Here is a 13,789-nt window from a genome sequence, read left to right as displayed (position 1 = left end):
TATTATTTTTTACTGTTAAGCAATTGTTCAATTTCCGCTAACCTTTTAGACAAAGACTTTAATGCTTCGTTTTCCTTTTTAAGCATTTCAATTTCCTTTTCTTGCTCAATAGTATAAAGCGTTAACTCCTCAATTTTTTGAAGTAGTTTAGAGTCCATTTCTCCTAAAAAGAAACCGTCTTTTTTAACTTCTTCTGCACTTGGAATGTCTTTTAAATGGCCGTTTTCTTTTATGTGTTGTTCTACTTCTTTTAGTGTTGGTAAATCGTAATTCTTTTTGAAAACAAAATCTGCCCAATTCGCATAGGTGGCTACTTTTACTTCTGTCGCTGCTATATCTCCATTTACGCCTAGTTTGAAACCTTTGGTATCTGTGGTGCCGATGCCAAAGTCTCCATTATTTTTAAGATATAAATGGTTATCATCATAATTTCCTGATCCTGAAAAAATCAATCCACCCAATGCCGAATGTTTTATTGCTGCATTGGTGTGCCCTGCTCTATGAAATGATAATACAACATCACCTCCATCACCATTTTGTAGTTCTAAAGTGTGCGCACCTGTTTGCCAGTGAGGACTAGTAACATTACCTATATCTCCCGTTATCGTTGTAGTTCCATTAACATGAAGCCTTTCAACGGGATTAGTGGTTCCTATACCAAAATACCCACTATTGATATAAGAATCTGCATTTGGTCTTAAATAAATATCTGCATTACCCGTGCCATCTCTTAATATCAAATTAACATTGTCTGATGCTTCCCAAAAACCAGACCAATTGCTACCATTTGTATTCATCCTTGATATCCAATGGTCTGTAGATTTGTCGCTATAAATATCTAATAATGCATTTGGTCCGGTCGTTCCAATACCTACACTTCCATTCGAAGCAATATGCATTCTATCTATATTCCCTGTTCTAAACCTTAAATAATCTCCTGAGTTACTTCCATATATCCGAGCATTTGTACCTCCCCATTCTATAGCATAAACATCATCCAACCGGATTAACCCAGAACTAATATGTAACTTTTGCGAGGGGCTTGTTGTACCAATTCCCACACTACCAAAATTCTTAATAGTCATAATATTTCCTGCCCCAACATTAGTTCCTTGGGAAATATTCAAATCATTATTTAAGCCATGGTTAATATGAAAAATAGAGTTTCCATTGCCAGGCAAAAAAGATATCGCAGCTTGATTATTTCTATTTAATTCAGCTGTTTGCCCAAACCCCAAATGACCGATTATTAAACTTAAACTAAAAATTACTTTTCTCATTTTTGTATTGTATTTAATTGTTGTTCAAGTTTTGTTACTCTTTCTAATAATAATTTAAGCGTCTTATTTTCTTCTTTAAGTTCTTTTATTTTAGAAACTTGTTTTTCTAAAGCTTTTATTCCCTTCTGCTGCTCAATTGTATACAGGGTTAATTCTTCTATTTTTTGAAGTAGCTTAGAGTCCATTTCTCCTAAAAAGAAGCCATCCTTTTTTACCTCTTCTGCACTTGGAATGTCTTTTAAATGGCCGTTTTCTTTTATGTGTTGTTCTACTTCTTTTAGTGTTGGTAAATCGTAATTCTTTTTGAAAACAAAATCTGCCCAATTTGTATAAGTTGCCACTTTTACTTCTGTAGCTGCTATTTTTCCTTGGACACCTAGTTTAAAGCCTTTGGTGTCTGTGGTGCCGATACCTAAATTACCATTATTGTCAAGCCTCATATATTCGGTTAATTGGTGTTGAGCACCAGAATCATAACTAATATGATTCCTATAAAGCCATCTAAAACCATAATTTGAACCCTCAAAAATGCCTTTACTGGTATATGTATTTCTTCCATAATAATTATCTTTAGCATCATCATCATTTCTGTAGGCATTAAAACCAATGTATCCAGCCCATTTGCTAGAACTCCCTCCCCAGTTAGCTTCATTAGTCCAGTCTATATTTAACACTCCCCATTTGCCAACTGAAGCTCTTCCTTCAACTTGTAATTCACTGTATGGAGTTGTTGTTCCAATACCAAGCTTTCCATCTTGTTTAAATGTTGTTCCATTAATAGTTTGATCCTGTGCGCTTAATTGTAAAACAAACAGGCTAAGGCTAAAAATAAATAAAGCTTTTTTCATTTTTAAATTATGATTTAATTTTAAGTTTTAAAATCACAAAAAATTATAGAGGGAGAGGCTATAACAATTTGGGGGTTTTTTATGCTATTCTTTGTAAGAAAACAAATGTAAATACAAATGGCTTTATAAGAAAATTTATATGACAAAAAAAATATTGATTTTTTTGTTACAAAACCAAAATGGTGAGTTTGGAAAAAAGACGTTGTAGTTAAGAAATGAAAAAAGCAGGCCTTGAAGTGTGAATTTCTCTTTGGCTTACTTGATATTCACGAGCCTTCAATGTGATTTCTTTTGATTGGTACCCTCATTTAAACTCTCAAATTGCATCATTTCGACACAGTATAATTCCGGTAAAATTAATTTCAGTAAGTCTTATGATAATTCCAAGGGTCGTTTTTTTGACAAGGATCAAATTATATTTTCATTCCACGCACAACTTTTGCGCATGATCCCCTAAACTTCTTGCCTAGACGACTTTACTTTTTAAAATAAAAAAACCCAATCAAACTAATGATCGGGTTTTACAATTATGTTGGCCCACTAGGACTCCCTTCGACTACGCTCTGGACAGGCTTCTCGCCCAAACACTGTAATCTTAAAACAAAAAGTCCTAACCTTTTTCAAGATCAGGACTTCAATTAATGTTGGCCCACTAGGGCTCGAACCTAGACTCTTTGGTACCAAAAACCAACGTGTTGCCAGTTACACCATGGGCCAATGTATTATTGAGGGTGCAAATTTAGTACAAAGTTTTATTTGTACAAGTATTTTTTGAAAATAATTTCGAATACTTAACGTTTCCTTTAAAAACACTTGGAATATCATCAGTTATTATGATTGTTTTTATATGACATTATCCGATGTAATTTCACATATGTTAAGACTAACTAAATAGTTATGTCTCGTTTCATATTTATTATTAAATTCGCCAAAGCAAACAAACTATAGATATACATGGCACATTTCAACTTTAAAAAATGGAATACTCTTTTAGGTTGGTTATCTTTTTTAATAGCTCTTATCACTTACACCTTAACAGTAGAACCCACTGTAAGCTTCTGGGATGCAGGTGAATATATTTTAACATCATCTAAATTGCAAGTTGGACATCCTCCAGGAGCACCATTATTTCAAATGTTTGGTGCCTTTTTCTCAATTTTTGCTTTAGAACCTTCTCAAATTGGGTGGGTGATGAATATGATGAGCGCCGTATCTAGTGCATTCACTATTTTATTTATGTTTTGGACGATTACTTTATTGCTTAAAAAACTTGTTGGTAATAATGGAGATCTTAATAAAAGCCAATCTATGGCTATTCTAGGAAGTGGTCTGGTTGGAAGCTTAGCTTTTACATTCACAGATTCTTTTTGGTTTAATGCCGTTGAAACTGAGGTATATGCCATGGCTACCTTAATTATGGCTGTTTTATTTTGGCTAGGTTTACGTTGGGAACAAGACATGAATAAACCTCGTGGAAATCGTTGGCTTATTTTAATTGCCTTTGTTATCGGGTTATCTTTTGGGGTTCACTTTATGGGATTACTTACTATTCCTGCTATTGGTCTCGTTTATTATTTTAAAAATTATAAAACCATTACGGTTAAAAACTTCATTCTCGCCAATGTTGTTTCAGTAGCCGTTTTACTATTCATTTTTAAGCTCTTAGCTCCAAATATTCTTAAAATTTTTAGTGTTTTCGAAATCTTTTTTGTGAATACTATTGGATTACCTTTTAATTCTGGATCTATCATTGCAGGCTTATTATTATTGGCTGTTATATACTATGCATTACGTTATACCAGGCAAAAAAACTTTGTTCACTTAAATACAGGAGTCCTTTGTCTAACCTTTGTTATTATTGGGTTTTCCACATGGCTTATGCTTCCTATTCGTGCGAATGCCAATGTGGTCATTAATGAAAACAACCCATCGAGTGCTAGAGAATTACTAGCTTATTATAACTTAGAGCAATACCCTGAAACACATTTGTTTTATGGCCCCCAGTTTACAGATCAATATGCCTACCTAGATGAAAATAATCCTTATGTCGATGACAAACCAAAATATGAAAAAGACGAAGCAAAAGGTGAGTATGTTGTTGTAAACGATTATAAAAACGCGAAGCAAAATTACAACTCAAAACATGCTTCCTTTCTTCCACGTATGTGGAGTGCCGAACATGCTGAAAATTATATGATGTTTTCTGGTTTTTTAAACTTTAAGTTAAAACCGGATTATCAAATGGAAAATCAATTACGAACGACGGTTTCAAATTTTAAAAATGATGTTGCCCAAGGCAATGTAGATTACGAGGACTATAACAATTTCTTAAAACGATTTAAAAGCTATATAGATATTGAAAAACCTTCACTTGGAAGCAACATCGCTTACATGCTTGAGTATCAATTAGGGTACATGTACTGGCGTTATTTTATGTGGAACTTTTCTGGAAGACAGGACGATATTCAAGGCCGTTATGATAATCATGGAAATTGGATTACAGGTATAAAACCTTTAGATGAAACACTTTTAGGCTTCTCACAAGATAACTTACCAAGTGATGTTAAAAACAACAAAGCGAGAAACACCTATTATTTATTACCTTTTATATTAGGAATTCTTGGGTTTTTCTTTTTATTCAATAAAGATAAAAAGCTGTTTTGGACTATGCTTGTTTTTTTCCTTTTTACAGGAATAGCCATTCAAGTTTACACCAATGTACGTCCATTTGAACCTCGTGAACGCGACTACTCGGTTGTTGGCTCTTTTTATGTGTTTGCGCTTTGGATTGGTTTTGGAGTCTATGCTATTTTTGATACCTTAAAGAAATACATGCCAGAAAAATTATCAGCACCAATCATTACGGTAGCTTGTCTCATACTGGTTCCTGGTATTTTAGCTGCCAACAATTGGGATGATCATGATAGATCTGATAAATACACGGCTAGAGCTATGGCAAAAATGTATTTAGACTCTTGTGCAGAAAATGGTATATTATTTACTATTGGTGATAATGATACTTTTGCGCTTTGGTATGCTCAGGAAATTGAAGGGTACAGAACCGATGTCCGTGTTGTTAACACCAGTTTATTCCAAACCGATTGGTATATAGACCAAATGAAGCGTAAAGCATATGAAAGTGACCCTATACCATCTCAATTAACACACGATTTATACAAATACGGTACTAACGATTATATAGTCATAGAACCTGTTGTAAAAGACACTTTAGAAGTCAAGAAATTTTTAGATTTTGCTGCAAGTAATAATCCGAAAACAAAATATAGGTATGTATTACAGCAACAAGGTGTTGACCTCAACCAAGTAAGAAATCAAGATTTAAATGCCACCTATTTACCTACTGAGTTTTTAAGAATTCCTGTAAACAAAGAGAATGCTTTAAACTCTGGTATTGTAAAACCTGAAGATGCTGGTAAAATAGTACCTTATATTGATATAAATATTAAAGGAGGCGCACTTTATAAAAACAGGTTGCTTATGCTGGATATTGTTGCCAATAACGAATGGAAACGCCCCATATACTTTACAGGAGGTAGTTTTGGTGACGATGATTATATCTGGATGAAAGATTACTTACAGCTTGATGGTATGTGCTATAAATTGGTCCCTATTAAAACAGCTGTTGACAGAGCCAATCCATTTGACATGGGACGTGTAGATGCCGATCTTATGTATGAAAAGGTAAAAAAATGGGATTGGGGCAATAGTGGAAGTCCAGATATTTATCATGATGTTGAAACTCGTAAAAACTCAATAACCTATAGAGGCAATTTAGCCAGATTAATTGAAAAATTAATTAATGAGGAAAAATTGGATAAGGCAGAAGAAATAGCAGATATAGCCATGAAAAATATGCCCGTTGAATATTTTGGGTACTACACACTATTAGAACCTTATATTGGTGCCTATTACGAAGTTGGCAACAAAGAAAAGGCACAGCGTTTGTTTAAGGAGGTCGCTAAAAAATACCAAGAAAACTTAAGCTACTATAGCAGTTTAAAAACCGATAATCAAGAACGTTTATTTGAAGATATTTATACGGATATTCAGCGTTATAAAGGGCTGGTTGATGTTTTAATAGAATATGATATAGAGTTCGCCGAAACGGAAGGAGACATTTTTAACAATCATTTAAGATCATTTAAACATTTTTATGGTGATCAACCAGAAGAAGAATTAACGCCAAAAGTTGAAAAAGACATTCAGTCTACGGATAGTATCGTGCCAATAGATAGTACTAATTAACATGGTATGAGGTATGCCTTAACACCTGTAAAAACACCTTTAGTTGCTAAAAAAATGTTCCCAAATTATATTTGGGACATCCCGACAACGGATAAAGTTTTATACCTAACATTTGATGACGGTCCCACTCCAGAAATTACAAACTGGGTACTGGACACTTTAAAAGAATACCATGCAAAAGCTACTTTTTTTTGTATCGGAAATAACATTGAAAAGCACCCGGAGATCTTTCAAAACATCTTAGATGAAGCCCATAGCATTGGAAACCATACTCACAATCATGTTAAGGGCTGGAAAACTAAAAGTAAAGACTATTTAAAGAATATTGAAGCCGCACAAAAGACCATTAATAATCAAATTCTAAATAACAATTCTGAAATCATCAATCATCAATCATCAATCGTTAATCATCAATCGTCAATCATCAATCGTCAATCACCAATCATTAATCTATTTAGACCTCCTTATGGGCAGATAACTCCTAAACAAGGAAAAAAGTTAATAGCATGGGGTTACAAAATAATCATGTGGGATGTGCTGTCTTTTGATTGGGATCATACTGTTAGTGAGGAAACCTGCTTAAACAACGTTACTAGTAAAGCAACCAATGGCAGCGTTATTGTATTCCACGATAGCGTAAAAGCTTCAAAAAACATGCAGTATACACTGCCAAAAACATTAGAATTCTTTAGTAAAAAAGGGTACTCCTTTAAAGCTATAAAATCAGAAAAAAAATAGCTAAAGTATATTTATTTTAAAAAAGTCCACTTCAAAAAATTGATTTTGATTGAGATTCCTGTCTTCACAGAAATTTGTTAAGCGTATTGCTGAATAATGCCTATAAGTGTATTGGCATCCTGTTCTCCGCTTTGGCGCCATTTCATCTCGCCGTCTTTATAAATAATAAGTGTTGGTAAAGTTTTCACTCTTAAAGCTTCTGCCAGTTCTTCATTCTTTTCAACATCAATCTTTATAACTTTAGCTTTATCACCAAGTGCTGCAGCAACATCTCTTAAAACAAGATGCATAGCTGTTGACTGATCATTCCATTCTGTATAAAAATCTAACAAAACAGGAATTTCTACATCTATAAGTTCCCCAAATTTTGACATACCTTATTGTTTATTAGTCAAATTTTCTTATACAAATATAGCATTTCTTAGCAATTATGCGTTATTTGCACCTTTTTTAAGTTCTATAACTGTAATTTCTGGCCATATTCCTACACGCCCTGGAAATGCTAAATACCCAAAGCCTCTATTTACATTTATATACTGCCCTAGTTCCTCATAAATACCTGCCCAATATTTATAACGCCATTTTGCAGGGCTCCACTTAAACCATCCTGGTATTTCAATACCAAACTGCATCCCATGGGTGTGGCCACTTAACGTTAAATGATAATGATAATCGTCTTGAATCACCTTTCTTTCCCAATGAGATGGATCGTGGCTCATCAAAATCTTAAAATCATTTTTATCAATAACACTTGAAGCTTTTTTTAAATCACCTGCCGTTTTAAATCCGCCTGCTCCCCAGTTTTCGACACCAATCAAAGCAATGCGTTCACCATTTCTTTCTAAATACCTACTCTCATTCAACAATACATCGAACCCTATGTCTCTTTGGAGGTTTTTTAAATCTTCTAAATTTTGTTTTTTTGCTTCTTCAGACTCCCATTGAACATAATCGCCATAATCATGATTCCCTAACACAGAAAACAAGCCATCCTTAGCCTTTAGTTTGCCAAAAATATTTTTATAAGGTACCAATTCCTCTGCTTTGTTGTTTACCATATCACCCGTAAACAATATCAGATCGCTTTGCTGCTCGTTTATTAAGTCAACTGCATAATTCACCTTATCCATATTATCAAAACTCCCAGAATGGATATCGCTAATTTGAGTTAATTTGTAGCCATCAAAAGCCTCAGGTAAATCCTCAAAGTGAAGCGTATATTTTAATACTTTATAATTGTACCTTCCTTTATAAATTCCATAAATAATGGAGGCTAACGGTATAGTAGCAATACCCAATGCAATCTTGCTTATAAACTGGCGTCTTGACGCAAAATAATTTCCTTTAGCCGTATCACCTTCAGTAAAATACCTAAAAACCGCTTGTGGTACTCTAAAAATATCTTCACCAACCATAATAGCTAACACAACCATTTTAGGCACTAACAAGGCTATAAAAAACCCAAAAGCATACGCATGTCCATGAGAGAACCCATCACTTCTATTAAAACCGTAATAATGAAATACAAAATTACCTATCACTAAAACGGTGATAAACCAATATAGTATTTGAAGCCAATTATTTTTTGAAACCGTTTTAAATGCTTGAAAAGCATAAATATCTGCGATTCCAAAAATGACCAGAAAAATAATCCAACGAAGCATATTTCTTTTTTATCAAATATAATGGTATTCTAAATTAATGATTGTAAAGTGAATTTTATTTAACTAATTGTTAAGATTTAAGGTATTTTGCATTTTAAAAAATATTAAATCGAAAACAGACTTAAATCAAATTTTAAGCATAACTTTTTGTAGCTTTGATTTTCCATCAAAATAAACAAAATGTCAGATAACAAACGTGTCTTTTTAGTTGATGCCTTCGCATTAATTTTTCGTGGCTACTATGCCTTTATAAAAAATCCTAGAATCAATTCTAAAGGTGTTGATACTTCGGCAATTATGGGGTTTATGAACTCTCTTTTAGACGTGATCAAGCGTGAACGTCCAGATCATTTAGCAGTTTGTTTTGACAAGGGAGGAAGTGTAGACCGCGTTGATATGTATGAAGCTTATAAGGCAAATAGAGACGAGACACCTGAAGCAATAAAAATTGCTGTTCCCATTATTCAAGACATTTTAAAAGCCATGCACATTCCTATTATGGTTAAGGAAGGTTATGAAGCCGATGATGTTATTGGAACACTTGCTAAACAAGCCGAAAAAGAAGGTTATCAAACCTTTATGGTGACTCCCGATAAGGATTTTGCACAATTGGTTTCTGAAAATATTTTTATGTATCGCCCAGTTTTTGGAGGTGGTTACGAAACTTGGGGCATCCCTGAAGTTCAGAAAAAATTTGAAGTTACTGATCCCTTACAAGTCATTGACTTTCTAGGAATGATGGGGGATTCCAGTGATAATATCCCTGGGCTTCCTGGCGTTGGTGAAAAAACAGCAAAAAAGTTTTTAGCTCAATATGGCAGTATGGAAAACCTCTTAGCCAACACCAATGAGTTGAAAGGCAAAATGAAAGAGAAAATTGAAGCAAATGGTGAATTGGGAATCTTATCAAAAAAATTGGCGACCATAATGCTAGATGTCCCAGTAACTTTTGATGCTAAAGATTTTGAATTAGACCAACCCGATATTCCTAAAGTAACTGAGATTTTCCAAGAATTAGAATTTAGGCGTTTAATTGACAATTTCAATAAAACATTTACTACTAATAGCGAAACTCCGCAAACGAATACAGCATCAACTACAAAACAAGCAGAAACAAAAGCGACGCCTAAAGAACAAGCGTCAGCCGGAGCAGGACAATTTTCTTTATTTGGAGGTGATGTTTCAGATTCAAAAACCCCAGAAGTCACTTCAGAATATACACGAAAAACAGCCGAAACAACATCTCATTTTTACCAAAGTGTAGATTTTGGAATGGCCACCAAACTCTTCATTAAAAATTTAATGAATCAGACTTCTGTATGTTTTGATACTGAAACCACCGGTTTAAACCCTATTACAGCAGAATTGGTTGGTATCGCTTTTTCATGGGAAGTAGGCAAAGGATTTTATTTACCATTTCCGGAAGACAAAACAGAAGCACAAGAACTTATTGAACAATTTCGGCCTTTTTTTGAAAGTGAGGATATTCAAAAAATTGGCCAAAATTTAAAGTATGACATTAAAGTTCTTGCTAAATATAATATTGAAGTTAAGGGGAAGTTGTTTGACACGATGCTGGCTCATTATCTTATCAATCCTGATATGCGGCATAACATGGATGTGTTAGCCGAAACATATTTGAATTACACCCCTATTTCTATTGAAACACTTATTGGAAAAAAAGGAAAAAATCAATTATTGATGCGAGATGTTCCTTTAGAAAAACAAACCGAATATGCGGTTGAAGATTCTGATATTACGCTTCAATTAAAAGAGCATTTTGAAAAAGAATTAGGAGAAGCTAATACTCAAAAACTTTTCGATGATATTGAAGTACCTCTACTGCGAGTACTAGCTGCTATGGAATTAGAAGGTATTAATTTGGATAAAAAATTCCTTGAGACGCTCTCGGAAGAATTAAATAAAGATATTGCTTCATTAGAAACTAAAATTTACGAGGCTGCCGGCGAGGAATTTAATATCGCATCACCAAAACAACTAGGTATCATCCTTTTTGAAAAATTAAAACTTGTAGATAAGCCCAAGAAAACCAAAACAGGTCAATATGCCACGTCTGAGGATATTCTATCTTACTTAGCAAAAGAACATGATATTATTCAAAATATTTTGGATTATAGAGGTTTGGCAAAACTAAAAAGCACCTATGTTGATGCTTTACCAAGTCAGGTTGAAGCATCAACTGGTCGTGTACATACAGATTATATGCAAACTGTTGCAGCCACCGGTAGATTAAGTAGCAACAACCCTAATCTTCAAAACATTCCTATTCGTACTGAACGTGGCAAACAGGTCAGGAAGGCTTTTGTTCCACGAAGTGAAGATTACACACTTTTAGCTGCTGATTATTCTCAAATAGAACTCCGCATTATTGCAGCCTTAAGTGAAGAAGAAACCATGATTTCTGCATTTAAAAATGGAGAAGATATTCATGCATCTACAGCTTCAAAAGTATTTAATGTGCCTTTAAATGAAGTAACTCGCGAGCAGCGTAGCAATGCTAAGACTGTTAATTTTGGTATTATATATGGTGTTTCAGCTTTTGGACTAAGTAATCAAACAGACTTATCGCGAAGTGAATCTAAAGAACTCATCGATACATATTATGAGACCTATCCAAAACTCAGAAACTTTATTAGTGAACAAGTTGATTTTGCCAGAGATCATGGGTATGTACAAACAGTATTGGGACGTCGTCGTTACTTAAAAGATATTAATTCCAGAAATGCTGTTGTTCGTGGTGCTGCCGAACGTAATGCCGTAAATGCACCCATACAAGGCAGTGCTGCTGATATTATTAAAATTGCCATGATTAATATTTATAACAAGCTAGAAGCCGGCGATTACAAAAGCAAAATGCTATTGCAAGTTCATGATGAATTGGTGTTTGATGTCTATAAACCCGAATTAGAAACCATCAAATCTCTTGTTAAAACCGAAATGGAAAACGCTTACACGTTATCTGTTCCTTTAGATGTTGATTTAGATATTGGTGATAACTGGTTGGAGGCGCATTAACATGAGTAATGTCTGTTTTAATTTTTCATAAATTTTATACCTTTTTGGTTATCAATGCGAATAAAATATAGTCCATTGGTTAAGTCCAAGATATCTATTGGTTCATTATTTTTTATGTTGTTTGACTTAAGTTGAGTTCCTAAAATATTATAAATAGCATAATTTTTAATTCCTGTAAGACCTGAAATTTTAATAAAATCTGAAGATGGAATAGGATATAATCTTAATACATTTTCATTTACAAACATTTTTACATGAAGTGCTTGATTTGTGGAACGTTGATATGAAAACCCATTTTGCATCGATGTACTTTTTGTAAATCCACTTTTGCTTAAAGTGTTCCCTGTCCACGATGTAAATTTTATATCTATATATATATTGTCGGTTAATAAATGAACTACCATATCTAAATTGAGCATACTTTGCGGATCACTACTAATAGTGTTTTCCCAAGTATCAAAATTAAGAGCTTCAATATTTGCTGTTGTTCCAAAAGCCCATTCAGTATCTAATGGACTTACTAATGATGTATAATCTGTTTCAAAAGCAATATTGAAAATCCCTCCTGTATTTGCTCTTGTTAACCATACATTATCTGTAATTCTGTCTTGGTTGGCTTCTTGAGTCCAATCTGAATTATCAATTAAAGAAAACGCTTGCGAAGCCCCTGTCCATATTGATTGGGGAAATTCAAATACTCTCACATGACCAGATAAATTGGCACTTCCATCATTATTAAAAGCTCCAACTGCGACTATACCATTAGCTGACATTGAAACAGCTCCACCGAATTCATCCTGGACAGCCTCTCCAACTATACCATTACCCTGTTGAATCCAATCAAGTCCATTATATCTAAAAACGCGAACATGCCCAATATTATAACCCGTAACGCCAGTACTATTATCATATGATGGTGCTCCAATAGCCACCGTTAAACCGTCCGAGCTTAAAGAGAATGTATTAGGATTACCTACACTATCTCCGCTTGTTTCACCATTAATATCAGATCCCATTTGTACCCAATCACTACCATTATATTGAAAGATTCTTACATGCCCAGAAATAGTTCCATTACCGTCATTACCACTTGCTCCCATGGCTACCCTATTACCATCACTAGATAATGAAACACCTCCAGGGTTATCATTGGCAAGTTCTCCTGCTATGCCTGATCCTAATTCAATCCACGCACTCCCATTATATTCATAAACTCTGGTACTCCCCAAACTGCTTCCTAAGCTATCATCACCGGGAATAGCTATGGCCAAACGCGACCCATTAGCTGATAGTGAAACGCCTCTTCCTAATTGATCAACTGCATTGCCAACAAAATCCGCTCCGGTTTGTAACCAATTTGTACCATTAAAAGAGAACACACGTACATTCCCTGAAAAACTACTATTTGTACTGGAACCGATGGCTACATGCAACCCGTCTGAGGATATGTCTATCTTTGTACCATTGCCATCATTGTTTCCTGCTCCTAAAATACCGGTTCCTACTTGTACCCAATTACCGCCACTGAAATCATAAACTGTTGTTTCACCAGAATTTATGTTAACTCCAGTGTTGCGTACGGCATGCACTGCCAATCTTAAACCATTGGACGATAAGGATACTTCGTTTCCGAAAAAAACACTTGCAGCCGGACCGTCAATATCCTGACCTAATTGAAACCAAGTCCCATTAATATTTTGATATACCCGCACATGACCAGAATCGGTTCCATTTCCGCCATTAGAGGATGCTCCTATGGCAACAATTGTTCCATCAGCAGATATAGAAACTGATCGTCCTGAACGGTCAACAGCTGCTTCTCCATCAATATCTTGGCCAACCTGTGTCCATTGAGAATACGCACTACTAATACCTAAGAATAGAAAAGTAAAAATTAAAACAATCACTTTAATTTTTTGAGTAATTTTTTTCATAGCAAAATCATTTTCAATTATCA

General features: G+C 34.4%; 8 protein-coding genes and 1 tRNA gene. 3 read left to right on the top strand and 6 right to left on the bottom strand.

The features are described from left to right. Window positions 1–2 precede the first annotated feature (2 nt). The 3 genes from Q4Q47_RS10810 to Q4Q47_RS10800 all read right to left on the bottom strand — a co-directional run bounded on the left by Q4Q47_RS10810 (window position 3) and on the right by Q4Q47_RS10800 (window position 2,845). The gene (locus Q4Q47_RS10810) at window positions 3–1,280 is read right to left on the bottom strand and encodes a hypothetical protein (protein ID WP_303306671.1); all 1,278 of its coding nucleotides are present in this window, start codon (window positions 1,278–1,280) and stop codon (window positions 3–5) included. Next, window positions 1,277–2,128, bottom strand: coding sequence for a hypothetical protein (locus Q4Q47_RS10805; RefSeq protein WP_303306670.1), 852 nt, complete (start codon window positions 2,126–2,128; stop codon window positions 1,277–1,279). Before Q4Q47_RS10805 ends, Q4Q47_RS10810 begins: the two co-directional genes overlap by 4 nt. Window positions 2,129–2,772: 644 nt before the next feature. Further along, window positions 2,773–2,845 (bottom strand) — tRNA-Gln (locus tag Q4Q47_RS10800). Between the two features lie 237 nt (window positions 2,846–3,082). Here Q4Q47_RS10800 and Q4Q47_RS10795 point away from each other — a divergent pair. After that, window positions 3,083–6,394, top strand: coding sequence for a DUF2723 domain-containing protein (locus Q4Q47_RS10795; protein ID WP_303306669.1), 3,312 nt, complete (start codon window positions 3,083–3,085; stop codon window positions 6,392–6,394). A gap of 6 nt (window positions 6,395–6,400) precedes the next feature. Beyond that, complete coding sequence (locus Q4Q47_RS10790) at window positions 6,401–7,132, top strand: polysaccharide deacetylase family protein (RefSeq protein WP_303306668.1); 732 nt, start codon at window positions 6,401–6,403, stop codon at window positions 7,130–7,132. A gap of 77 nt (window positions 7,133–7,209) precedes the next feature. Here the strand turns inward: Q4Q47_RS10790 and Q4Q47_RS10785 are convergent, their stop codons facing one another. Both Q4Q47_RS10785 and Q4Q47_RS10780 read right to left on the bottom strand, forming a co-directional pair. Continuing rightward, complete coding sequence (locus tag Q4Q47_RS10785; protein ID WP_169672107.1) at window positions 7,210–7,506, bottom strand: thioredoxin family protein; 297 nt, start codon at window positions 7,504–7,506, stop codon at window positions 7,210–7,212. Between the two features lie 54 nt (window positions 7,507–7,560). After that, on the bottom strand, window positions 7,561–8,796 hold the full coding sequence (locus tag Q4Q47_RS10780; RefSeq protein WP_303306667.1) for a metallophosphoesterase: 1,236 nt from the start codon (window positions 8,794–8,796) through the stop codon (window positions 7,561–7,563). A gap of 180 nt (window positions 8,797–8,976) precedes the next feature. On the opposite strand from Q4Q47_RS10780, the gene polA reads away from it, so the two are divergent. After that, window positions 8,977–11,832 (top strand): DNA polymerase I, encoded by a 2,856-nt coding sequence (gene polA, locus Q4Q47_RS10775; RefSeq protein WP_303306666.1) that lies wholly within the window; start codon window positions 8,977–8,979, stop codon window positions 11,830–11,832. Window positions 11,833–11,849: 17 nt separating this feature from the next. Here the strand turns inward: polA and Q4Q47_RS10770 are convergent, their stop codons facing one another. Further along, window positions 11,850–13,766 (bottom strand): T9SS type A sorting domain-containing protein, encoded by a 1,917-nt coding sequence (locus tag Q4Q47_RS10770; protein ID WP_303306665.1) that lies wholly within the window; start codon window positions 13,764–13,766, stop codon window positions 11,850–11,852. Between the last annotated feature and the right edge of the window lie 23 nt (window positions 13,767–13,789).

The organism is Flavivirga spongiicola (assembly GCF_030540825.1).
GTDB lineage: Bacteria > Bacteroidota > Bacteroidia > Flavobacteriales > Flavobacteriaceae > Flavivirga > Flavivirga spongiicola.
Note: the sequence above shows the minus strand (reverse complement) of the source record. Positions and strands in the feature narration are given on the sequence as shown.

Bases quoted from the DNA above. Each gene is read 5' to 3' on its own strand.
- Q4Q47_RS10810 (WP_303306671.1), bottom strand. From the start codon at position 1,280: ATGAGAAAAGTAATTTTTAGTTTAAGTTTAATAATCGGTCATTTGGGG.
- Q4Q47_RS10805 (WP_303306670.1), bottom strand. From the start codon at position 2,128: ATGAAAAAAGCTTTATTTATTTTTAGCCTTAGCCTGTTTGTTTTACAA.
- Q4Q47_RS10795 (WP_303306669.1), top strand. From the start codon at position 3,083: ATGGCACATTTCAACTTTAAAAAATGGAATACTCTTTTAGGTTGGTTA.
- Q4Q47_RS10790 (WP_303306668.1), top strand. From the start codon at position 6,401: ATGAGGTATGCCTTAACACCTGTAAAAACACCTTTAGTTGCTAAAAAA.
- Q4Q47_RS10785 (WP_169672107.1), bottom strand. From the start codon at position 7,506: ATGTCAAAATTTGGGGAACTTATAGATGTAGAAATTCCTGTTTTGTTA.
- Q4Q47_RS10780 (WP_303306667.1), bottom strand. From the start codon at position 8,796: ATGCTTCGTTGGATTATTTTTCTGGTCATTTTTGGAATCGCAGATATT.
- polA (WP_303306666.1), top strand. From the start codon at position 8,977: ATGTCAGATAACAAACGTGTCTTTTTAGTTGATGCCTTCGCATTAATT.
- Q4Q47_RS10770 (WP_303306665.1), bottom strand. From the start codon at position 13,766: ATGAAAAAAATTACTCAAAAAATTAAAGTGATTGTTTTAATTTTTACT.